Annotated in this window: 14 protein-coding genes; 12 read left to right on the top strand and 2 right to left on the bottom strand. The window is 47.8% G+C overall.

From position 1 onward, the window contains the following. Positions 1 to 3: 3 nt before the first annotated feature. The 8 genes from PGL01S_RS08135 to PGL01S_RS08100 all read left to right on the top strand — a co-directional run bounded on the left by PGL01S_RS08135 (position 4) and on the right by PGL01S_RS08100 (position 13,645). The gene (locus PGL01S_RS08135) at positions 4 to 1,590 is read left to right on the top strand and encodes a glycoside hydrolase family 43 protein (RefSeq protein ID WP_127493310.1); all 1,587 of its coding nucleotides are present in this window, start codon (positions 4 to 6) and stop codon (positions 1,588 to 1,590) included. A gap of 111 nt (positions 1,591 to 1,701) precedes the next feature. Continuing rightward, positions 1,702 to 3,267 carry an ABC transporter substrate-binding protein gene (locus PGL01S_RS08130; RefSeq protein ID WP_127493308.1) on the top strand — a complete coding sequence of 522 codons (1,566 nt, stop codon included), beginning with the start codon at positions 1,702 to 1,704 and terminating at the stop codon, positions 3,265 to 3,267. Positions 3,268 to 3,284: 17 nt separating this feature from the next. After that, positions 3,285 to 4,559: a glycoside hydrolase family 1 protein gene (locus PGL01S_RS08125; RefSeq protein ID WP_127493306.1), complete on the top strand. Its 1,275-nt coding sequence runs from the start codon at positions 3,285 to 3,287 to the stop codon at positions 4,557 to 4,559. A gap of 135 nt (positions 4,560 to 4,694) precedes the next feature. Beyond that, positions 4,695 to 6,473, top strand: a complete 1,779-nt coding sequence (locus PGL01S_RS08120) for a cache domain-containing sensor histidine kinase (protein WP_127493304.1) — start codon at positions 4,695 to 4,697, stop codon at positions 6,471 to 6,473. Then, positions 6,448 to 8,052 (top strand): response regulator transcription factor, encoded by a 1,605-nt coding sequence (locus tag PGL01S_RS08115; protein WP_164775410.1) that lies wholly within the window; start codon positions 6,448 to 6,450, stop codon positions 8,050 to 8,052. The genes PGL01S_RS08120 and PGL01S_RS08115 overlap by 26 nt, the downstream gene beginning before the upstream one ends. A 200-nt stretch (positions 8,053 to 8,252) precedes the next feature. Beyond that, complete coding sequence (uidA, locus tag PGL01S_RS08110) at positions 8,253 to 10,052, top strand: beta-glucuronidase (protein WP_127493300.1); 1,800 nt, start codon at positions 8,253 to 8,255, stop codon at positions 10,050 to 10,052. Positions 10,053 to 10,070: 18 nt separating this feature from the next. Continuing rightward, the gene (locus PGL01S_RS08105; protein WP_127493298.1) at positions 10,071 to 12,863 is read left to right on the top strand and encodes a family 78 glycoside hydrolase catalytic domain; all 2,793 of its coding nucleotides are present in this window, start codon (positions 10,071 to 10,073) and stop codon (positions 12,861 to 12,863) included. Between the two features lie 23 nt (positions 12,864 to 12,886). After that, a complete protein-coding gene (locus PGL01S_RS08100) occupies positions 12,887 to 13,645 on the top strand; it encodes an SDR family oxidoreductase (RefSeq protein WP_127493296.1) in 759 nt (252 codons plus the stop codon). A gap of 63 nt (positions 13,646 to 13,708) precedes the next feature. Here the strand turns inward: PGL01S_RS08100 and PGL01S_RS08095 are convergent, their stop codons facing one another. Both PGL01S_RS08095 and PGL01S_RS08090 read right to left on the bottom strand, forming a co-directional pair. Then, positions 13,709 to 15,220 carry a response regulator transcription factor gene (locus tag PGL01S_RS08095; RefSeq protein WP_127493294.1) on the bottom strand — a complete coding sequence of 504 codons (1,512 nt, stop codon included), beginning with the start codon at positions 15,218 to 15,220 and terminating at the stop codon, positions 13,709 to 13,711. After that, positions 15,220 to 17,013, bottom strand: coding sequence for a sensor histidine kinase (locus PGL01S_RS08090; RefSeq protein WP_164775409.1), 1,794 nt, complete (start codon positions 17,011 to 17,013; stop codon positions 15,220 to 15,222). The genes PGL01S_RS08095 and PGL01S_RS08090 overlap by 1 nt, the downstream gene beginning before the upstream one ends. A gap of 170 nt (positions 17,014 to 17,183) precedes the next feature. On the opposite strand from PGL01S_RS08090, the gene PGL01S_RS08085 reads away from it, so the two are divergent. The 4 genes from PGL01S_RS08085 to PGL01S_RS08070 all read left to right on the top strand — a co-directional run bounded on the left by PGL01S_RS08085 (position 17,184) and on the right by PGL01S_RS08070 (position 24,975). Then, entirely contained in the window at positions 17,184 to 18,515 is a 1,332-nt protein-coding gene (locus PGL01S_RS08085) for an ABC transporter substrate-binding protein (protein ID WP_127493290.1), read from the top strand. Positions 18,516 to 18,541: 26 nt separating this feature from the next. Then, on the top strand, positions 18,542 to 19,411 hold the full coding sequence (locus PGL01S_RS08080) for a carbohydrate ABC transporter permease (protein ID WP_127493288.1): 870 nt from the start codon (positions 18,542 to 18,544) through the stop codon (positions 19,409 to 19,411). After that, entirely contained in the window at positions 19,408 to 20,226 is an 819-nt protein-coding gene (locus tag PGL01S_RS08075; protein ID WP_127493286.1) for a carbohydrate ABC transporter permease, read from the top strand. Before PGL01S_RS08080 ends, PGL01S_RS08075 begins: the two co-directional genes overlap by 4 nt. Before the next feature lie 216 nt (positions 20,227 to 20,442). Continuing rightward, entirely contained in the window at positions 20,443 to 24,975 is a 4,533-nt protein-coding gene (locus PGL01S_RS08070; RefSeq protein WP_127493284.1) for a glycoside hydrolase family 3 C-terminal domain-containing protein, read from the top strand. The last annotated feature ends 22 nt before the right edge of the window (positions 24,976 to 24,997 follow it).

Here is a 24,997-nt window from a genome sequence, read left to right as displayed (position 1 = left end):
ACCATGAACTATAAAAATCCGATTATTCCGGGATTTCATCCCGATCCAAGCGTATGCCGGGTTGGAGAAGACTATTATCTGGTAACAAGCTCGTTTGAATATTTTCCCGGCGTGCCGATCTTTCACAGCAAAGACTTGGTGAATTGGCGACAGCTGGGACATGTGTTAACCCGGGAAAGCCAGCTTCCGCTGGACAGACAAATTCCTCCCGGATGGTCTCAAGGGATTTTTGCGCCTACCATCCGGTTTAACAATGGCCGGTTTTATATGATTACAACAAATATAACGTTATATAAATCCTTTTTTGTCTGGGCGGAGCGACCTGAAGGCCCATGGTCCGAACCGGTCTACATTGAAGGATGGGGCGGGGTGGATCCATCGTTGTTTTTTGACGATGACGGCAAAGTGTATATTACGGGTACTTCGAATCATCAAGGGGAACGCGGCGGGCTTTATCAGGCTGAACTGGATATCGATTCGGGGCTGCCGTTGAGCGGCAGGCAATTGATTTGGGAAGGTACCGGAGGAAGCGACCCGGAAGGTCCGCATTTGTATAAGGTAAACGGGCTGTACTATTTACTGGCTGCCGAAGGGGGTACGCAATATGGACATATGGTGACGATTGCGCGGAGTACGTCCCCATTCGGTCCATTTGATAGTAATCCTAATAATCCGGTTCTCTCGAATCGCAGCACCTCTAGACCTATTCAAGCGACAGGGCACGCAGATCTCGTACAAGCTGTGGACGGAAGCTGGTGGTCTGTGTTTCTGGGAGTTCGTCCAATCGGGAATTCAAAGCGTCACCATTTGGGACGCGAGACGAATCTGGTACCTGTCTATTGGAATGAAGACGGCTGGCCTGTATTTGGAAATAACGGGTTTGCGGAAGTCGAGCATGAGGCCATGGGACTATCCCTAGACGAGCCGCTGGAGCTGGATTATCGGGAGGATTTTAATTCCGGAACCTTATCTGCCGCATGGAATTTCTATCGTAATCCTGTTCCCGGTTCCTGGTCGTTGACAGAACGTCCCGGCTCACTAACGCTGAGAGGACAAGCAGCTTCCTTAAATGACAAGGAGTCGCCGGCATTCCTGGGACGCAGACAGCAGCATAAGAACTGCGAGATCGAAGCACGGTTGGAATTCCTGCCCTTGGAGGAAGGGGAGGAAGCTGGACTTACCGTATTTATGAACGAACACTTTCATTACGAGATAGCAAGAACGATCCGGAACGGGAGATCGGTTATCCTGCTTCGCCGTCGTATAGGAAGTATGGTGCAAGTAGAGGCGGAAGCAGAGTATAATGAGCCCAGTATCGTCTTAGGCATTAAGGCGGATGAAAGGTTCTACTATTTCACATACAAAGGGGAAGATGAAAACTCTCTTCCGCTGGGTAAAGGTGAAACCATGTTTCTTACGACGGAAGTCGCCGGCGGATTTACCGGTGTATATCTAGCGATGTATGCGACAGGAAACGGAAAGGCTTCATTAACGCCAGCCCGGTTTGACTACTTTGACTATTGTCCGATGGAGGATAAACCTGTTAATCTATATGCCTTAATGGCCGAATCCGCATCATCAGGCGGCTGACATGCGGAAGTCGTGAAAGCGTTACCGAAGTGGTCGGCAAAGTGTTAGTGGAGAAGAAAGACGAAAGATATAGTAGAGATGTAAGTTAAACAAACCTACGGGGGGAAGAACATGAAAGGGAAAATGAAGTATGTCAGCCTAATGCTAGTCGCGGGTCTAATTACGATCATGCTAGCCGCTTGTTCCTCAAACAACAACAGCAGCACAAGCAACGGCAATTCTTCAACAGAACCTTCGCAAAGCACAGGTCAAACGGCAGAAGATCCCAATGCCGCGTTTCAAGAAGCGATAAAGAAGCCTTACGAGCTTACGATGGCACTGCCGATATTCGGAGCGATGCCGCCTGATATGCAGGCCGTTGAAGCGGAGCTTAACAAAATTACGCAAGCGAAAATTAACACGACGGTGAAAATCCTCCCTATCAGCATTGGTGCTTACGGTCAGCAGATGAACCTGATGATGTCCAGCGGCGAGAAGCTGGATTTGGCCTTCGCCTTTGGTGCCGGCGGTTTCTACTCCAGCATGGCAACAACCGGCAAAGTATTGCCGATAGACGAACTGATAGGAAAATATGGCCAGGGTGCAGCAGACGTTATAGGCGCGGATTACATGAAAGGTGCCATGATCAACGGAAAGACGTATGGGGTACCGATTAACAATCCGTTTTCCAGCAAGACGGCAATCTTTATGAGGAAAGACCTGGTAGAGAAATATAATATCGATATTTCTTCCATAAAATCCGTAGCCGACCTGGACGCTGTATTTAAAACAATCAAAGAAAAAGAACCTGGAGTTTCCCCATTGGCGGCAGGTCTTACTACTCCCGTCGAATACATGAGAAATTATGACCGGCTTGGGGACGGCTTTGGCGTACTGCCTGGTTTTGATAACGGATTAAAGGTAGTCAATCTCTACGAATCGCAAGAATACGCAGATTTATTGAACCTGGTTCGGGGCTGGTACAAGGCTGGCTATATAAACAAGGATGCCGCAACCACGCAAACGACCGTCACGGATCTTATGAAAGCGGACAAAGCTTTCTCTTACATTGCTATGGGCAAACCAGGCATCTTGGCCGCAGATCAACGACTGACAGGCAAGGAAATGGTAATGGCCGAGCTGATGCCTGATGCATACTCAACGACTAATGATTTGCTGCTTGGATTATGGACGATTGCCCAGCAGTCCGAGAATCCGGAGCGCGCTATGATGCTGATTAATCTGATGTATACAGATCCGGAAGTCGCGAATTTATTGGTCTGGGGCATTGAAGGCAAACATTATGTGAAAGTTGGAGACAATCAGGCTGATTATCCGGAAGGCATTAATGCTTCCAACGTTGGTTACACCATGCAGAACTGGGTAGCGGGCAATCCCTATGCAGCTTATGCCTCAATAAATGACGATCCGAACATCGGAAATCTTGTGAAAGAATACAATGCATCGGCCAAGAAGTCCAAAGCATTGGGATTTGTGTTCAACACGGAGCCTGTTAAAAACGAGATTACGGCGCTGAATAACGTGATGGACCAATACCGGAAGGTGCTCGAGACGGGAACGGTAGATTCCCAAGATAAACTGCCTGAGTTTATTGCAAAGCTGAAGACAGCAGGAATTGAAAAAGTTATCGCCGAGAAACAAAAGCAACTGGATGCATGGGCGGCTTCAAATCAATAATTTAACGGAGGTACAAGATGAAACTTCAATTTCCTGAAAACTTTTATTGGGGTGCCTCGACAGCGGCTCATCAAGTAGAGGGCAATAATACGAATTCCGATTTTTGGTTGATGGAGCATTTGGAAGGATCTACATTTAACGAAAAATCAGGCGATGCAGTTGATCATTACCGTCTCTATCGGGATGACATTGCACTGCTGGCAAAGCTCGGATTAAACGCTTACCGTTTCTCCATTGAGTGGGCCAGGATTGAACCGGAGGAGGGAGTTTTTAATGAGGCGGCAATCATGCATTACCGTGACGTCTTGGCTGCTTGCTCAGAGCATGGGATAATGCCGATCGTTACTCTGCATCACTTTACCTCTCCGCAATGGCTGATTCGTGCCGGAGGATGGGAATCGCCGGATACGCCGGCGCGATTCGCCCGCTATTGCGAACGGGTTATGGGGGAACTAGGGGAGCATATCCCTTATGTTTGTACCATTAACGAGGCCAATATCTCCATTGGCATTGCAAAAATCATGAAAAGATATCAATCCAGCGCCAATGCGCAGGTAGGCATCAATACACAATTCATGGCCAAGATGGAAACTTACAACGCAGAATTAACAAAAGCCTTTGGCTTGCCTGCTCAAGAAGTTCATAGCTTCTTAATGGCTCGAACGGAAGCGGGGTTAGCAAACATTTTCCGGGCTCATGTCGAGGCAAGAGCTGCTATACGCCGGGTAAGTCCGCATACTCAAATCGGGATAACCATGTCACTGTATGACATTCAAGCTCAGCCCGGCGGTGAAGAGAACGCGGCAAATGCATTGCATGAAGAATTTCTGCAATTCCTTCCTTATTTCGAGGAAGATGATTTCTTTGGATTACAAAATTATACACGAGCGATTTACGGACCAGAAGGGTATCTCGCGCCTCCGGAGGGGGCAGAGAAAACGCAGATGGGCAACGAATTTTATCCGGAGGGTCTGGAGGCCGTTGTCCGGTATGTATTCAAAGCTACGAATAAACCCATTATCATTACGGAGAACGGCATTGCTACGGATAACGATGAACGGCGGAAAGCTTATATCAACCGGGCCTTGGAGGGCGTATATGCCTGTGTAACGGATGAAATCCCAGTAAAGGGGTATATGCATTGGTCGCTGATTGATAATTTTGAATGGCAATTAGGCTTCTCTAAGCGTTTTGGGCTCATCGCGGTAGACCGCTCGACACAGGAACGTTTGCCAAAGCCAAGCGCTATTCATTACGGGAATATCGCCAGGACAAATGAACTGATCGTATAACGTCTATTCTATAACTAGAATCTAGTCTAAACGCCACGCCCGCCATGGGTTGTGGCGCTTGGACTTTCTTCTCTTCTATGAGAAGATGAAGCATAATGGCAGCCTATCTATGAGACAATCGGAGGAGTATAGATCATGAACATTCACAAGCGGTTTCCCTGGCATAGCTCATTGCGGGTTAAGTTGATCCTAAGCGTGTTGTTCATGACCATCCCGCTTGTGGGTATGCTGCTATACAATAACTTCTATGCGATTAAGGTTGTCCGCGGACAAGTCGCTGATTCTTATAATAATATGCTGACGCTCTATATGAACCAGATCGACGATGGCCTAGGCGATATAGAGTCGTATATGAATACCATGACCAGTATTGGAAATTATGATTTAATTTCGCTTGGTTACGCTTCTACCGAATCGGACTACTATAGCTCGAAGGTTTATCTATATAACAAGCTCATTAAAGATATTTCCCTATTTCCGTCGTTAGGTTCTTTTTTTGTCTATGTCGGAGATCGGGATGAATATATGGATGTATCCCAAAGGAATCTTTCCTATGAGGAAAAGGACCTCGTTCACAACTACGTTGTTGGGTTAATTCAATCGGGGAAAGTTGCGGAAATTCCTCCGAAAAAAAGGTGGCAATATTACCGGATTGGACAAGAGGATTATTTGATCACTATCGTCAAGGTTGAGAATGTTTATATGGGCAGCTGGGTGAAGAATGATCAGCTGTTAAGTCCGCTTCACTCACTCAAGATTGGAGAGGGAGGGGGAGTGCTTCTAACCAATAAACAAGGCAAGCCCATTACGGATTCGAATCTAGTAAACCAATATGACATTGATTTAAATAAAGAGAAAAGCGGGTACTATTTGACCGGTTCCAACAAGAAGTTTCTTGTTATAGGCGCTCCTTCAACCAAAGGGGAGTTTAATCTGCTCGCCCTTATTCCCGATCAGCATATATTAGCCAATCTTCCTTATCTGCAGTCCATTGTATGGTTCATTACGACAGCTTCCTTATTGTTTGTGCCTTTAGGATTTTACTTTATTAGAAAGTCCATCTTTGTTCCAATGAACCGGCTGCTTCTTACGATGAAAAAAGTAAGAATAGGCAATTGGGGAAGCCGGGTGTCTCTTGAGGATTCCTCCGACGAATTTAAACAGCTGGGAGAATCGTTTAACTCCATGATGACGGAGATTGAAGAGCTTCGCGTTAACGTATACGAAGAACAATTGAATAAACAGCGTGAGGAATTGCAGCGGCTTCAGCTTCAGGTCAATCCTCATTTCTTCTTGAATGCTTTGAATATCGTCTACAACTTGGCCAAGGTCAAAAATTATGAGCTGGTACTAGAAATGACCATGTCTTTGATTCGTTATTTCCGCTTTATGTTCAGGAGCAATACGTCGCTTGTTAAGCTGAAGGACGAGCTCGAGCATACCCGCAATTACCTTCGCATTCAGAATCTGCGTTTCCCGGATCGGCTGAAGTGGAGCATTAACTCGCCGGAATATTTATCGGATGTGCCTATACCGCCGCTCGTTATACAATCTTTTGTCGAGAATTCAATTAAACACGCCGTTACCATGGAGGATCGTTTGGATATTACGGTTACGATTCGGTTTGACGATGAAGACAGCGGTTCCCATATCCGAATTCGTATAGCAGACACCGGACCCGGGTTTAATCAAGAGGTTCTAGAGGAGCTGCAAGCCGGCAGAAGCGTTGAGAACGGGCAAGGGGAGCATACCGGAATTTGGAATGTCCAGCGAAGGTTAAGGCTGATGTATAACAATGAAGTAACCGTTAGCTATTCGAATGACAAGGATTCGGGCGGAGCTGTCATCGAAATTCTCTTGCCAACGGATGCGGAACTGGAGGGTACCAATGAGCTATCAACTTCTCCTTGTTGATGATGAAATTCATGCGATCGAAGGCGTAAAATCTGACCTTGCTTTAGACAAGCTGGGAATCTCAAAGCTGTTCACAGCCTATAGCATGAAACAGGCGAAGCAGGTGTTCAGCGAAGAAGCTGTCGACATCTTGCTTTGCGATATCGAGATGCCGCAAGGGAGCGGCCTCGAGCTGCTATCCTGGGTTCGGGAGGAGTATCCGAATACTGCGACGATATTTCTGACGAGTCATGCTGATTTTAAATATGCGAAGGAAGCCATGCAACTGGGAAGCGTCGATTATCTTCTGAAGCCCGTTCTAGTAGACGATTTGGAGGCAGCGATCCGTAAAGCTCAAGGGGTAATCGACCGGAATAGCGAAATGAGCAGAAATAGTGAATTTCATCAGTTATGGTTAAGCCATCATTCCTTGATTATCGAGCGATTCTGGCTTGATCTCATCCATCAGTCCATACCTAGTCATCCCGATGCTATTCGCAGGCAGGTTGAGCTTCAGCATCTTCCCATCGGAGAAAACTCGATGTTCTTGCCTGTTCTCATAACCGTACAGCGATGGAAAAAAGAGCTGAAACGCAGGGACGAAAAAATTATGGAGTATGCGCTCAAAAATTCAGCCGAGGAAATGATCATCGGAAACCATGGGAACGGTATATGCTTTCCCTTAGAACGAGGAGAGCTTCTAATCATATTGGCCGGTAATCAAGCTGCGGAATGGGATGAAGAACGTCTCATGCAAGCTTGCCGGGAGTATATCGATTGCTGCAATCGTTATTTTTATTGCGAAATATCCTGTTATCTCGGGCAGCCTGCAAAGACGTTCGAGATTGCGGATATGGTGGGAAAACAGCGATTGAGTGACCGTAATAATGTAGCTTTCCATAATCAGGTGTTCCCTTACGGCTTCTTTAAAACCTCCGCTGCCCCGCCGGGGCTGATTCCAAGTCTGAGCAGCTTGTCCTTCCTGCTCAAGAACGGAAAAAAAGAAGATGTCATACAAGAAGCCTGCAAGCTGATTGACGAGCTTGTTTGTAAGCAAGAGATGAATGCGGATAATCTTCATCGCTTTCATCAGGACTTCCTGCAAGGCTTATATTCCTTTTTGCATGCCAGAGGAGTGCAGGCGCATCAATTGTTTGGCGATCAGGAGTCACAGAGGTTGTCCGATTCGGCAGACAGGTCCGTCACGGATATGCTGGCTTGGGTGCATTACGCGGTGAATAAGGCTATGCATCAAGCGGAGGCCGTCAAGGAAAGCGACTCGGTGGTTGAGACAGTAAGACGATACATCGCAATCAATATGGATCAGGACTTGTCGCGCGAGACCATTGCAGAGCAGGTATTCTTGAATCCCGATTATTTGTCCCGCATGTTCAAGAAGGAGACCGGCCATTCGGTTTCGGATTATATTCTGCTGGAAAGAATACGGGCAGCGAAAGAAATGCTGTCCCAAACCTCGGTTCCCATCAGCACCATCGCTGCTTCTGTCGGATACACGAATTTTTCGCATTTTGCGAAGATATTCAAGAAGTACGCCGGCATCGGGCCATCGGAGTACAGGAATCAATATGGCAACGGGTAATATCCTCACTTGTCTGACAGTGCAAGCGTTCATGATTGGATGAACAAAGCATTGTTGGCAGTGAGGTTTTTTTGTGTGAAAAAAGTCGGTAAAGTGGCATTCCTAAAGTCGCCAAACCGTTAGTTCGCCCGGATGCGTTCGCTTACGATAGAGATAGAAATTGAAGTAGAAATTGAATCTCTATAAGGGGAGTAATGAACATGTTATATCCAATCGTAACGGAAACCCGAAGCGTAATCGATCTTAGCGGCATTTGGAATTTTCAATTGGACAAGGGAACCGGGTTTCAAGAAGAGTGGCATCAAGAAGCTCTATCCGATCCAATCCGAATGTCTGTCCCGGGATCCTTTAATGATGCAGGGGTTACCTCCGAAATTCGCAATCATGTGGGATGGGTATGGTACGAACGAGACTTCAAAGTACCAACCGTCCTTCTTTCGCAGCGTATTGTGCTGCGCTTTGGTTCTGCTACGCATTTTGCGAAGGTTTATGTGAACGGGAAGCAGGTTGTGGAGCATACAGGCGGATTTACTCCGTTTGAAGCGGAAATCAACGGATACTTGAACGCAGGGGAAAATCGCTTGACCGTTGCCGTGAACAACATTGTCGACGAAACCACGCTTCCGATGGGGAGTTATAGCGAAACGGAAGTTCCCGGAGCCGGCAAAGTAGTTAAAAACAGTCCGTATTTTGATTTCTTTAACTATGCGGGAATCCATCGTCCGGTCAAAATTTATACGACTCCTAAAAGCTACGTTAAGGATGTAAGTATCGTAACGGACTTAAGCGGTACGGAAGGAATGGTTCGCTTCGATGCTTTGGTCGAAGGCGGCAGCGAGCTTAAGGCCGTGGTTGTCGATCAAGGCGGAGAAGTTGTAGGAGAAGCCTCCGGGGTGTCCGGTTCAATCCATATAGCTGACGCGAAGCTCTGGGAACCGCTTCATGCTTATCTCTATCAGCTCCGATTGCAGCTTATGGAAGAGGGACAGGTCGTTGACGTCTACGAGCAGCCGTTTGGCATTCGAACGGTTGAAGTAAAGGACAATAAGTTCCTAATCAATAACAAGCCGTTTTATTTTAAAGGCTTTGGCAAGCACGAGGATACGCCGATTAATGGAAGAGGCTTGAATGAAGCAGCAAACGTGATGGATTTTCAATTAATGAAATGGATGGGAGCCAATTCCTTCCGTACCGCGCATTATCCTTATTCGGAGGAAGTCATGAGATTAGCGGATCAAGAGGGAATCGTGGTCATTGACGAGACGCCGGCGGTTGGTTTGCATCTCAGCTTTAACGTAGTTGCCCACAGCAATGGACCAAAGCGAAATACGTGGGAGGTCCTTCAGACGCAAGAGGCTCATCAGCAGGTTGTTCGGGAGCTCATCGCACGTGATAAAAACCATCCTTGCGTGGTGATGTGGTGTATTGCAAATGAACCGGCTTCTGAAGAGGACGGCGCAGTGGAATATTTCCAGCCGCTTGTGGAGCTTGCTAAAGTCATTGATCCGCAGAAAAGACCGGTTACGATTGTAACGCATATTGCGGCTACCCCCGACCGGGATAAAGTGGCGGAGCTGGTAGATGTGATTTGCATTAACCGCTACTATGGCTGGTACGCTTTCCCGGGAGAATTCGAGACCGCCAAAATGGCTCTTCGAGCTGAATTAAACGGATGGAGCAAGCGTTGCCCCGGGAAGCCGGTTATGATGACGGAGTATGGGACAGATACCATTGCCGGGCTTCATGATATTGATCCCGTTATGTTTACTGAGGAGTATCAGGTTGAGTTTTACCGCGCTAATCATGAGGTGTTCGACGAAATGGAGCATTTCATCGGAGAGCAGGTATGGAACTTTGCGGATTTCCAGACGAGTCAAAGCATTATCCGGGTTCAAGGGAATAAGAAAGGGATCTTCACCAGGGACCGTAAACCGAAATACGTGGCGCATGATTTGCGTAAAAGATGGACTTCGATTCCGGATTTTAATTACAAGGCTTAGATTGTGGGGGAGTTCACTATGCTCGAAATTGTATCATTGCGAACGGAGTATTTGGACAATCCGTTAGGCTTGGATGCCAAGAAACCGCGTCTAGGCTGGAAGCTTCGCAACGAAGGAAGAAACGTGATGCAAGCAGCCTATCAAGTACAGGCTTCGGAGTTACTTAGCTTTACAATTACCATCTGGGACAGCGGCAAGGTAGAGACGAGTCAATCGCAAAGCATCTCTTATGACGGCCCAGAACTAGATTCCTTGCAGCGCATCTATTGGCGGGTGAAGGTCTGGAGCAATCTTGGAGAAGTATCGCCGTTCAGCGAGCCGGTACACTTTGAAACCGGGCTGCTGCAGGCTTCGGATTGGAAGGCGCGCTGGATCGAGCCGGAAACAGAAGTAGATATTCATGCTTATAAACCCGTTCCGTACATCCGGAAAGAATTTGAAGTTAAGAAAGGGTTGGTGTCGGCTAGAGCTTGTCTTACGGCAAAAGGACTGTACAGCTTTTATTTGAACGGGATTGAAGGTACGGACCATTTATTTACTCCCGGCTTCACTTCATATTACAAGCGGCTTCAGTATCAAGTATACGATGTGACTCCGCTTTTGAGAGAAGGGATTAATGCGCTTGGAGTTATGCTTGGGGACGGCTGGTGGAGAGGAGCTACAGGCGGAGCCAGCTTGAAAAATAATTTTGGCTATAAAGTGGCTTTTCTTGGGCAGCTGATACTGGACTATGAGGATGGCAACCGAGAGGTTATTGGTAGCGACGGTACCTATAAGACCTCGAATGGCCCTTTGTTAAAATCGGATATGAAGGCCGGCGATCTGTTTGATGCCAGAATATCCCTTCAGGGCTGGAATGAGCCCGGGTTCAACGATGCTTCTTGGGAACCTGTTCAAGTTGTGGAGGACGGATTCGATAACTTGATCGCTACCCGCAGCGTTCCCGTAAAGCGGAAAGAAAGATTTACGCCTAAGCTACTGCTGACTCCAAATGGAGAAACGGTGTTGGATTTTGGACAGAATATCGCCGGATGGGTCGAAATGAACGTGGAAGGAGAAGCGGGCACGGAGGTCGTGCTGATTCACGGAGAGGCACTCGACCGGGACGGAAACTTTACGCTGAAGCATCTGTCAGAGCATGTAGAAGTTGAGGATTTCCAAGAGATTCATTATATATTGGCGGGCAATGGGTTAGAGAGCTACCATCCGCAGTTTTCAATCTTTGGTTTTCGTTATGTCTTGGTTAAGAACTATCCTGGGGAGATCAGGACCGAGAACTTTACGGCTGTAGCGATTTATTCCGATCTGGAGGAGACCGGTGATTTTTCCTGCTCCAATCCGTTAATTAATCAGCTTGTATCGAACTCCAGATGGAGCCAGAAAGGCAACTTTATGGAGGTGCCAACCGATTGCCCAACCCGGGAGCGGGCGGCATGGACGGGAGACGCACAAGTGTTCAGCAGAACGGCGGCTGACTTCATGAATGTGTATCCCTTCTTTGAGAAATGGATGGCGGATTTAGCAGCAGAGCAATTTCAGGACGGTTCAGTCGGAAGTACGGTTCCGACTGTGCTCGGACATCATCATATAGAGGAATGGGAGCGTGTGACCAAGCTCATTACGAACCCAATGCTGGCTATGAGAAGACCTAAACCGGGAACGGCAGGCATGCTTGACGGTTCATCGGGCTGGGGAGATGCGGCAGTTATTATCCCTTGGACGATGTATCTCTGTTATGGTGACAAAGCGATTCTCGAGAATCAGTTTGAGTCGGCAAAGGCATGGGTGGAATATATGGCAGCCTGTGCGAGAAATCCAAACGAACGGTTTAAAGATACTCCCGCTTATCAGAATTGTACGGATGGGGAACTAGACGCCAATTATATTTGGGATACGAAGTTCCATTGGGGAGAATGGCTGGAGGCCGATTCGGAATTTAATGATCTGGCAGCGGAAATGAGTAAATCCCAGGGCTGTCATCCGGATGTTGCGACAGCCTTTTACGCCTATTCAACAGGGCTTTTGGCGGATATGGCTTCCGTGCTGGACAAAACCGAGGAGGAAGAGAAGTACCGCGAGCTCTACAAGAAGATTCAGCGTGTATACAATCGATATTTTATTAAAGATAACGGCATTATTCTGGAGGAGCGGCAGGCTCCGAATGCTCGGACACTTGCTTTTAAGCTGGCTGATGAGGTTAACATACAAGCCGTTGCCGATAAGCTGGCACAGCTGGTTGAAGAGCAAGATTATCATTTGAATACCGGATTTCTTTCAACGCCTTTCATTCTTCAGGCGTTAGCGGAACACGGACATGCCGATACGGCTTTCCGCTTGCTGGAGCAGGATACTTGTCCGTCCTGGCTATATGCTGTGAGCAAGGGAGCAACCACGATCTGGGAGAGCTGGAGGGGAATGATGCCGGACGGCGAAATATCGGGATCTCTAAACCATTATTCCTACGGGGCTGTATGTGATTTCCTGTTTGCGGATATTGCGGGGATACGCCCGGTATGGGAGACCCCTGGATACAAGCATTTTATAATAAAGCCGCTTGTTGGAGGAACGTTGTCCCATGCATCCGCAACTTATGAATCTCTTTACGGCACCATTCGTTCCAGTTGGGAGAAGTCGGATCAAGAGATAACTTACCGTTTCGAGGTACCGGCTAATACAACCGCAACGATTATGCTTCTGGGAGATGAGCGGCAGAAAGATACGATCGGGTTCCCTAACGCAAGATATGCAGATGGCCGGATTACATTTACAACGGGAAGCGGCAGCTACCAGATTACCTTAAATAATTCCTAATTCAAATAAAGGCGGGTTGTGAAATGAGATTATCGGGAAAATCAGTAATCGTAACCGGAGCAGCTTCCGGCATGGGGAAATCAATAGCGGAGTTGTTCGTATCAGAGGGAGCAATGGTAGTTGTATCTGACCTGAATCTAGACCATGCTTCCACGGTTGTGAAACAAATTGAGGAAGCAGGCGGCAAGGCTATTGCCGTACAAGCGAACGTCGCGTTAGAAGACGATGTACGCAAGTTATTCGAATCCGCAACCAGCGCTTTCGGAACGGTCGATATTCTGGTGAACAATGCCGGTATCATGGATAACTTTGTTCCTGCGGCTGAATTGACGGATGAGCTATGGGAGAAAGTATTTGCGGTGAATACAACCGGCCCTATGCGGACGACGCGGAAAGCATTAGAAATCTTTGTACCTAAAAAAGCTGGCGTGATCATTAATATTGCTTCTGCAGGAGGATTGTTTGGCTCTCGCGCCGGTGCGGCCTACACAGCTTCCAAGCACGCCGTAATCGGATTTACGAAAAACGTCGGCTATCAATACGCATCGCTTGGCATCCGCTGTAATGCAATCGCGCCTGGCGGCGTAAATACAAATATCTCCGCGACCATGACAGCGCCAAGCCCATTTGGTGCAGAGCGTGCAATGGCAGGAATGGCCATCAACCCTCGCGTAGGGGAACCGGAGGAAATTGCGAAGGTCGCATTATTTCTTGCATCCGATGAGGCAAGCTTCGTGAATGGTACAACCGTAACAGCAGACGCCGGTTGGACGGCCTATTAGAACATAACCATAAAAAGGGCCGCTGGTTAATTATAACCGGCGGCCTTTTCGTTTCCTGGAAGTCTAACTAAGATTCTTATAATCACTAGGGCTGTGCCCCGTGTGCTGCTTAAACACTTTGCTGAAGTAAAAGGCATCCAAATACCCTACATGCTCGGCGATTTCCTTGATTAGCACATAAGGGTTTTCTTTAATAAAGCGGCAAGCTTCCTCCATCCGGATCTGAACGAGAAAATCGGGAATGGAGATTTGATAAGCTTGTTTGAATAATCGATTAAGGTATGAAGAATTCAACTGGAAGGTGTCTGCGATAGTGCTTAGCGAAATATTCTCCGTGAAATGAGCCAGTATATATTTCTTGGCATCTTCCGCCCAGTCTTTTTGCGCGCGCTGCTCAAGCTCGGATTTGAAGAAATAGGAGCTCAGGATCTCCATAACCTGAGTGCCAAGCTCGGTTGTGCTTCTAGTCTTCCAGACCTCTTCCGTCAATTCCGATTCCATAGACTGCTTGGAGTCAAACGTCGTGCGAAGGGATTCCTTCGTGACGGTATGCAGCGTATGCGAAAGATAGAGCAGCAGATTTTCCCATCCCTTTCGGGTAATTGGAGCATGTGCTGGGGGAGGGAAGAGCAGCCTACCTAATTCCTTAACGAAATATTGCTTCTGCTGCTTAATAATATGCTGCGCCAACCGGTGCAGAGCCGGAGTCATAGCATCTAAATAAGGGCGTAAGTCCTCATATCCTTCCTCTCCGCCAAGGAAGCAAAAGGGCCGAAACCGGCTCTGCAAAACCGTTTGTTTCTTGGCACCCGCTAATAATGTGGGAACGGGTTTTAGCCCTTTTGTTGATAAAGAGACAGAGACGGTATCGTTGGAATCGGATCTAAGCCTCGAGGATAATACAGCTTTCCATTCGGCTAGACGTTCAGGAGAGCAGGAATAAACACCGAACATCCATATGGCCGTATTGCTATTTCCGGAAGTAAGAGGGAAACACCGCTCTCCATCATATAGTAAGGCTTCGCAGCAGGTTTTAAAGTCTGCTGTTACCTCTCCGAATGGCGACCAGGTATATACAAGCATGTAATTGGCATGGTAGAAAAGCTCTTGCGCAATATCATCCCATTGAATTTGCAATTGATCGTTGACGGAAGCTTCAATCAGCTGTTTTCCAACCTCTCGCTCCAGCAGAGACTGATTGAGAAGCAGCTTGCTTTTCAAATTCTCAAGCAGCTGAATGATCTCTAAATCCGTTGCGGGTTTAAGAAGGTAATCGGTAATTTCAAGCTTGATCGCTTCGCGCAGATAAGCATAGTCATCGTAACCGCTAATTATGGCGCATTGAATATCCGGCAGCTTATTTTTAACCTGTGAGATTAACTCCAGGCCATTCATTACGGGCATACGTATATCCGCTATAAGAACATGAGGCTGCGTCCAATGAAGCTCAATTAGCGCATCTTCGCCGTTATTATAGGTGCCCACAACCTTAAACTCCGGATTCAGTTTCATGATTTTATCCTTCAAATAACGCAGAATCCGGGGCTCGTCCTCAACAATAATTGTACGGAACATTAGATTGACCTCCTGATACGTAATGTAAATTCCATACCCTGCTGCCGATTGCGGAGTTCAAATTGAACCTTTTCGTTCCAGAAAAGCCGGCATCGCGTTAAGGTGTTAACAATACCTAGATTACCGATCCCTTGCGCGGACAAGTTCTCTAATTGGCGAATCTGTCCTTCATTCAGCTCTGCAATAAGCGCTTGCGTCTCCCTTAGAGCTTCCTCCGAAAATCCGGATCCGTTATCGCTCATGCGAATCTCCCATTCCTCTAAATCCTCGGACACCACAGCCGTCAATTCGATTTTCCAAGGAGGTCTGGCCATCTGGAAGCCATGCGTGAACGAATTCTCTACCAGAGGCTGAAGCAGAAACTTGGGTACGGGCTCATATTCCAGATCCGGGTCAACATGAACGATAAAATTGAATTGCCCCTCGTACCGGAACTGCATCAAATCCATGTATTGCACGGTATACTGCATTTCTTGCTTCAAGGTTACGGCTTCAGATAAAGAGTTGGTGGCGTATCGCAGCATCCCGCTAAGCTTCTGAGCAATCCTTGCCTGATCGGGGAACCCGGATTCTTCCGCGTAAGAGGCCATGGCTGTTAAGGTGTTGAATAGAAAATGCGGGTTCATCTGCGCGTACATCGCTTGCAAATGAGCAAGATTTTCGCGTTTTTGCGATTGAAGCACTTCATTTAAAGAATGATTCAAACTTTCCTTCATCGACTCAAAGGTGGAGTACAGGACTGCGATTTCTTTGGTTCTGTTCAATTTCTTGACAGGTACGGTATTCACATTGTCTATGGTTAATTTCTCTAGCCGTTTCTGTAAGTAGCGGATCGGTGCCGATATGCCCGCGGACAAAAAGTACGCAATCATTAACGACACGACTTCGCCGAGAATAGCGAGGACCCAGGTAATCCGTCGGAGATGGGCGATCGGCTGCATAAATTCGTTCTTCGGCTGCTGAATCATAACCGTCAGACCGCTGTAGTCGGAACGAAGCTGGCTCCATATATCGGTGTCATTGCTGTTCTCGCGACCGATTTCTTTCACGTCACCAGTCCACTGCGGCAGCGAGGGCTGGGCACGGTCAGGTTCTGCGATGGGGTAGAACACATTCCCGGCATCGTCTTTGACGTAAACCTTTGCTTGCGAATTCTCGTTCCGGCCAATCTCCATCGTATCGGATAGATGCTCGTAGGTTTGTTCGACCTCGACGACGGCAGGCGTTTGAGAAGCGGGGAATCGAAAGCTTCGCACCAGGGAAAAGTTAAAAGGCAAGGTTTGCTGCCATTTGCTGGGATGAGGCGGCACGAGAAGCTTTTCGCCATCCAGCTTAATGGCATCCTGAATCCAGCGGGCATCGCGAATTTGAGCTTCAAGGTCGGAGACCGTATTGTTCATGTTCTGACCGTAAGTAAGAAAGAAGCCTTCTAATGTAATCAGATTGATCTGAGTGGCGATAAACCAAGGACCGTTTAAGGAAGCCAGTAAGTCCTCGTATTTCTTGCGCTTGGCATAACTCTGGAAGGAAGAGGACTCTTCCTGGCTTTGTTCATATAAGTAATTTTTAATATCGGAACTATAGATCACTTGCGCAGAAATACGGTCCAGATCTTCAATCATATTATCGAGCGCTTCCTGATAGCGGTATAGCTGTTGTCTGTTTGTTTCCTCGCCGCGAATGGCTAGATCCTTAGAAGTTTGTCTATAGAAGAGAAAGCTGCTGCTGGCAACAAGAATAGAGCAAAGAAGAGTAAAGCTAAGGAATAAACGAGTGTGTATAGTGAGTTGCATAGGTTCCCCTCCTGTGAAGGTATTATAGCACGCAGTCAAAAAGAGATTATGCAAAGGTTCAGATTTTACAGGCTTCAAGTACAGTTTTTCCATTCCGATGCAGGGGTTAATACTCTAAGATAAAGAAGCACTAAGCAAATAACACGATTATACAAATCGGAGGGGTCATCATGGCAATGGGGAAAAGAGCGGCAGTTGTATTAGTCGGACTGACCGTCATGCTGTCAGCATGCAGCCAAGGTAACGGTAATAACGGAAATAACTCGAGTGAGACTACTAACGCGGGAGCAACTCCGGCTGCTACGCAGTCGACTGACAAAAAGCCCGTCACTCTTAAAGTTTTGGTAGCAAGCGATTGGTTGAAAGAGAAAAAGTGGCAGATGATATTTGACGATTACGAACAGCAGACCGGAAATAAGCTGGATATTCAAAGCGCTCCGGTTAACAGCTACAAGGATCTGGTGAATACCCGCCTTGCTACGCAGGATGCGCCGGATCTATTGTTCTACTGGAGCCAAGCAGGTGCGATCAGCCAGCTTCAGCCGGAGAAAAACCTTCTGGATCTCAGCAATGAAGAGTTTGTATCGCGCATTAACCCTGCTGTCAGCAAATATTTCCTTAAATCGAATGATAAATTGTACGGTATTCCGGTAACGGGCTTAAGCGTTGGCGGCGTGCTGTACAACAAAAAGGTATTCTCGGATCTGGGGATCGAGATTCCGACGACTTACGAGGAATTCCTAGCAGCGTGCGAGAAAATCAAAGCTGCCGGAATTACCCCGATTTACGAAGCAGGCAAGGAAGGCTGGCCGCTGCAAATCTTCTCGTTTGACGCCATGGCCAATGTCATCAACAAGCAGCCGGATCTGATGGATAAGCTGAATGCCCGCCAAGTTACTTATGACCAAGTGCCGGAGTTTGTTGATGTTCTTCAGAGACAAAGTGACTTGCAGAAGAGCGGCTATGTGAACAAGGATCTGTTCTCCGCAACGTATGACATGTCCCTGGAGCAAGTGGCTACCGGGAAATCCGCCATGATCTTCCAAGCCGATTGGGCTGTAAGCCCGCTGCTTGAGAAATATCCGGATGCTCAAATCGGTATGTTCCCACTTCCGGCTGACGGCGACAGCTACGCGGCAATCTCCGATCCAAACGGTCTGTATGTTCTTAAAAACTCCAAAAATGTGGATGCAGCCAAGGATTTCCTGAATTTCTTCAGCAGCCAGGATGAGCTGACGAAGTACTTCAATGAAGTGAAGTCGATTCCGACTTGGACAGGTCTTAGCGTTGATCTCAATCCGGGCACTTCCGACATGAACACGTATGTGGAGAGCGGCAAAGCGGTACCATTCTTTAATGCCTTGTCCGTCATTGATATCGGCGATTATCAAAGCATTCTTCAACAGCTGTACGGCGGCCAATTGTCTGCCGAAGGCGTAGCGAAGAGCTTGCAATCCAACATAGATAAAGGGGCAAAAGCAGCTGGGATAGCCGGCTTCTAAACCCCCGAAGGAAGGAGTGGGGGAATATGCTGCATAGAAGAATGTACCCCTTATGGTTAATTGTTCCTGCACTTGCGATTTATGCGATTATGTATGTATTCCCGACTTTATCCGGGTTTTATTACTCGCTTACAGACTGGTCTCCGTATAAGGACACGATTAAATTCGTTGGCTTTGACCAGTTTAAGGAGCTGTTAAGCACAAAACCGATGTATACGGCTATGAAGCATACGGTCATTTATGCCGTCATAGTTACGGTTCTGCAAAACGGGCTGGGTGTTATCCTGGCCCTTCTTATGAACACCACAATCGGAGGACGCAATTTCTTCCGGAGCGTATTCTTTTTACCGTGTATCCTTAGCGCTTTGGTCGTAGGTTATATGTTTACGATTGTGCTTCATCCAAGCGGCATATTAAATCAATTTTTAGATGGAATCGGATTATCCTCTATTACAAAGGATTGGATCGGAGATCCCAAGCTTGCGTTATATTCCATTACGGGAGTAGCCGTATGGCAGTGGGCAGGGTCTTCCATGGCTCTATACCTAGCGGGACTACAAGGCATTTCGAAGGATATGATCGAAGCGGCTGTTATCGATGGAACAACGTATTTTCAACGATTGCGTTTCGTCGTTATGCCCATTCTTGCGCCGGTAGTAACCATTAGCGTTCTTCTCAGCATGATTGGATCCATGAAGACCTTTGAGCTTATCTACACAACGACGGGAGGGGGCCCTGCCGGGGCTACCGAAGTCATGAATACGTTTATTTTCAAGCAGTTTGGCGCGGGGTTATATGCGTACGGTACAGCAGCTAACGTTGTATTATTCCTGTCGGTAACCATTGTTTCTCTTCTCCTGGTTAAGCTGATGAAGAGGGGAGAGACTGCGGTATGAAGATCAACTACGGGGCAGTACTGCGTACGTTTATAGCGATTCTGGGCAGCTTGATTATCATATTGCCGCTCTTGCTGATTGTTCTTGGTTCATTAAAAAGCCCGGCTGAAGCCGCAAAGCTGGACTTAAGCCTGCCTTCCAAGTGGATGTGGTCCAACTATAAGACGGTATTTGTGGAAGGACGTCTATTAAACGGTTTTAAAAACAGCGTCCTGGTTACGGTATCAACGGTTGCTTTAACCGTTGGCGCGGGCTCGATGTGTGCATTTTTCCTGTCGCGCCGTTTGGGCCGCTGGGTATCTTACTTATTTATTTTCTTCTTCGCGGGCATGATTGCTCCGCCTTCCATGATTCCGTCGATTAAGCTCATGCAGTCGCTTCATATTTCGGGTGAGTATATCGGGCTGATTTTATTTCTGGCCGCGTTATACCTGCCGCTTACAATCTTTATAATGAGCGGATTTGTAAAGACTTTGCCGCGGGAGCTGGATGAAGCGGCTACTATTGACGGGGCAGGCAGTTTTTATACGTTCTTTAGAGTTATTTTTCCGCTGCTTAAGCCTTCCATCGCTACGGTAACGGTATTTATTTCGATCTATGCCTGGAACGATTTTGCGAACACGCTTTATATTATAAGCGACAGCAGCAAATGGACGCTGCCGTTCTCGGTCTATAACTTTGTCTCGCAATACGGCACGGAATGGCAGTTTGTCTTTGCGGATCTTCTGTCGGTCATGCTGCCGATGCTAGTCGTGTATCTCTTCTTACAGCGATATATTATTGAAGGAATGACAGCGGGATCGGTGAAAGGCTGATTGAGCTAAAATAACGGAAGAGCACCTTATGAATTCATTTTCATAGGGTGCTCTTTTTGTTTTTCGTCCGGAAATAAGGAAGAAAAGATTATTCATAAATGTACGATTTTTACAGGGAGCATGTTCATTATTTCCATTCTCCAGGTTGATAGAAACCTTTAGGATATGGTTTGTAAGCGTTTTACGAATCTATTAGCTTAGTAAAGGAGAGGGAGTATGGCTGGAACAGATCAAAGAAGCAGGAAGCTCCGCAATCGTGTAGCCTCATTGTCCGTTGCGGTGGCATTGTCCATTTCTGTTGTTTCTCCAGGGTATTATACGGCGCATGCCGCGGAGGGGAGCAGCTTCAAGACTCAAGCCGGCGGGGTTTATGACGGTATGCCGTTGTTTGACGGTAATCCCGATCATCTTAATGCCTTCGTGGATACTTATTTCGACTATATCGGCCTGGAAGGAGCCGCTTTGTACGCTACGGGCATTCGGGATAATTATACCTTCGTTATGGATGATAATCCGAATAAAGGGAAAACCGTTCCCGGCGGGATTGCGGCAGCGGATAATCCTTACGGCGTATCTACCGATTTTGCATCGCTGCTTGGCCTCGGGCAGACCTGGAACAAGGAGCTGGCGACTCAAGTAGGGCAAGTGATGGGCAGCGAGAAAATCAGCCAGCTGAACGTGAAGCAAGGTACGTCCAACATTCATAACGGCTCGAATGCTTCGAAGCCAATTGCTTTTACCGCCATTACGGACTTACGGGTTAACCCGCTGAATGGCCGTTACGCGGAAGGGTACGGCGAGGATCCATTTCTAACGGCAACCATGGTTGACAGTATGTCCGCCGGTCTTGCCGGAACGAATCAGGATGAGAGCAACAACGGCTTCTGGCAGCGGGCTATCGTTGGCACAAGGCATTTCTCTTTGTACAATGCGGAGTGGTTCCGTCAGACAGCCAGTTACAATGCTAGTGCCAGGGGCATCTATGAGTATCATGCGACTTCAGCCTTCAAAGCGCTGGAATCGGGATCGCTCTCCGGTGCTATGACCGCATTCGGCCGTACGAACGGAATTCCGAATCTGATCTCGCCTTACATGCTGTTAGGCAATAAGGTTGCCAAATACGGGATGTACTCTTCGCCGGACTTTAATGCGGAAAATCATACGTTCGCGAGCGGCAGTATGGGTAATGGATACGATACCAAATATACGCTGGACCGGAAACACATCCTGGCCTTGATGGTATTGGCCCGTTCGGAGTCGACAAGGGCTTCGGGCACAGATAAGACGGATGTGGTGACATTAGCCAATGCCGTTAAAGAAGGTTTGTACGGAATTACGCTGCAGGACGTGCAGGATGCCGGCAGGCCGCTGATCAATCAGCTTGTCCGCATCGGCGTATTTAACGAAGTGGATGCAAACGGAGTACCGAAAAATTATCCTTTTGCCAATCAGGCGAAAGACGTAGCATCGACACTGACGGATTATAATACTGCCGCGCATCAGGAAATTGCAAAGCAGGAAGCACGGGAAACCGTTGTGTTGTTGAAAAATACGGACGTAACCCTGCCTCTCTCCAAGACGGAAAAAGCAGCTGTCGGCGGTCTTTATGCCGATACCCGCATTGTGGCGCAAAATGGCCTGAACACGCCTAATATTGCGGAAGCAAGCAAATCTCCGCTGTATTCCGTCTTGAATGAGATTGGAGCGGATCATGTACAGTACGCGACCGGTAATGAAGTTATTGCATTAAAATCGAAGCTGAACGGACAATACCTGAGCGCAGGTACCGGAGTGGGCAGCCAGCTCGTGGCCAATTATACGCCGGCAGACAATCAATTTACGGATGCGCAGCTGTTCGATGTAGCGGACTGGGGCCAAAATGCAACCAGCCTGCAATCGAAAGCAAACGGCTACTGGGCGATTTCCCCATCGGCGAACAGCTCCAGCGTAAGCAATACATCCAATACAACCTTGTATTTGACGGATTCGAACTGGGCAACGCTGACGGCTAAGGCAAGAACAAGCACAATTCCGCCGAAGCTGCGTATCGAGACCAATAGTGATCAATCGATTTCGATGATCGCAAACGGACTTGGCTTCCAAACGGGAGTATTCAGTGGCAGATATATTAAAACAGCTTCAGACGGGAAGATTGCCACGGATTCTGCAACGATTGGCAACATGGCAGCTTTTAATACCCGCGCTGATGACGTGAAGTACGAGAAGACGGTTGTCAAAGAAACGGGTGCCGATATTGCCGCTATGGCTAATACACAGGATTACGCCTTGTTGTTTGTGGGCGCTGACCCGCGCAACAGTGCTTCAGAAGGCAATGACCGTGCCAGCCTTTATCTTGGCGCCAACGATTATAAGCTTGTTAAGAATGTCGCTGCAGCTTTTGCGGCGAAGAACAAAAAGACGATTGTAGTCGTTCTGGCTAATTCGCCGGTTATTGTTGATGAAATTCAGAAGGATCCGAATGTCTCGGCTATCATCACGCAGCCTTATTCCGGCGAATTCGATTCGCAAGGATTGGTTGACGTGCTGTACGGCGACTATGCGCCAACCGGCCGATTGACATCGACCTGGTACGCGGACATGTCCGCTCTTCCTAATATCGACAAGTATGATATTCCGGAAGGCAATACGACTATTACGTCGCTGGACCAACTGGATCCTCGTTACACCAAAGATATGTTTGATGCCGATCCGGTTCAAACGAAGCTGACTTATATGTATACGTCGGCACCTGTTACTTATCCGTTTGGTTACGGACTTGGTTACTCGGAATTCACGTACAGCAATTTCTCGGCGCCAAGCGCTGCAGGCAGCAACAAATTTAACGTAGCGGTAGAGATTACGAACGAAGGCAGCGTCGCTACTTCCGAAGTTGTTCAGTTGTATGCCAAGCACAATAACTCCAGCTATGACGGGTATGCTCCATCCAAGAAGCTGGTTGCTTACGAGAAGGTTGATCTTACCGCTGGAGAGCACAAAATTGTGAATCTGACGGTTGATCCAAAAGATCTGGCCATCTGGGACGTAAATAAAGGCGATTATGTATTGGAAAAAGGCTCTTATTCGTTTATGGCAGGTCATTCTTCCGCGGATATTCGCCAGACGGCAACTATTCAAATTGCCGGCGACACCGTTGCATCCGTGAAGGGAACGGACGGATTAAACGTATTTGATCATTCTTTTGCTTCAAATGGGGTTGTCTACCGCGAAGCTTCCAAGCAGCGTACGGCTGATAACCTGAAAGCACAGGAGCTTGTAGGCGGCTATTATGCCGTAATGTCCAAAGGAAACGGTTCTTGGACGGCTATTCCGAATGCGGACTTTACAGGGGCCATGAAAATCTCCGCGAAGGTTGCGACAAATGTTGCCGGCGGCAACATCACGCTGCGGGCGGATTCCCCAACAGCCGAGCCGTTTGCTACTATTCCGGTACCAGTTACGGATAAAGTAACCTACACAATGCAAGGGGCAGCCGATCAAACGGTTAATGAGCTGGGCTATGTGGAGCAAGAGGTGAACGTCACGGATGCGCCAGCAGGGTTACACACGGTTTACGTCGTTTTTGACGCTCCGGATCTGCGCATTGATTCGTTGTCGGTTACGGAGACCGCATTTGCCATTACCAAGCCTTTGGCCAATGCTGCTTTACCTTCCGCTGTGCCAGGCGTTGCTTACGATCAAGCTCTTGAATTGGAAGCAACCGGAGGCAAGGCTCCGTATACTTGGACGGTGACGGGTCTCCCTGAGGGTCTGAGCTTTGACGCGGATACCAAGAAAATTACAGGAACCGTGGATGAGAATGCATCGGAAGCTAGTCCATATACGCTGACGATCACGGCGACCGATGCGAATGGTGCTGCGGTATCGGTTACGAATACGCTTGCCGTTCGCAGTTCCGCGGCATCCGGAGTATTAAGCGGGCCTAACCAGGTAAATTCGGGTGCGGCTTTTGACGTGAAGTATGGGCTCGCAGGCGTAAATACGGGTAATGTTCTGGCAGAGGATGTTACCGTAACCTATGATGCTTCCAAGATGGATTTTGTATCGGTGGCATCATTGGATGAAGAAAAATATCTGGTCGTGGGACAACAGCCGGATGCGGCAGCCGGAAAACTCCGTTTCCTGGGAGTCCGTTTAGGCGATGCCCAGACAAATCCAAACGGTGATCTGGTTACCTTGAAATTTAAGGCGAAGAGAAATGCCGGCGCGGGAATCGCGAATATCTCCATTTCGAATCTCGTGATTGCGGATGAAGAGGCGCATGAAACGTCACTCGACGGATCGACGCTTGGCGTGCAAATCAATGTCATTGACCGGACAGCTCTGGAGACGCTGATTAATGAAGCGCAAAACGTTCATGGAGCTGCGGTAGAAGGCACGAAGGTTGGTCAATATCCGGTTGGTTCCAAAGCAGCTCTGCAAGCAGCCATCGATTCGGCGCTTAACGTGCTGATTGACGATAATGCGGGCACTGTGGACATGCAAGCTGCGGTTACTGCGCTTAACTCGGCGCTGCAGGCGTTTAAGGATGCGAAGATTACATCCCTAGATGGCGATTCGAACGGAGATAACAATCTCACGGTTGGCGACCTTGCGATCGTAGCTAAAGCATATGGCGCCAAGTCGACTGACGCGAACTGGAACTCCGTGAAATCTTATGACCGTAACAACGACGGAAAAATCGATATTGAAGATCTGGTATGGCTCGCAGTAAAAATCCTGAACGCTTAATTTAGCTCAAATAGGGGAGAAG

The sequence above is a fragment of the Paenibacillus glycanilyticus NBRC 16618 genome, from assembly GCF_004000805.1.
In the GTDB taxonomy this organism is placed as follows: domain Bacteria; phylum Bacillota; class Bacilli; order Paenibacillales; family Paenibacillaceae; genus Pristimantibacillus; species Pristimantibacillus glycanilyticus.
This window is presented reverse-complemented; position numbering and strand designations above follow the sequence as displayed.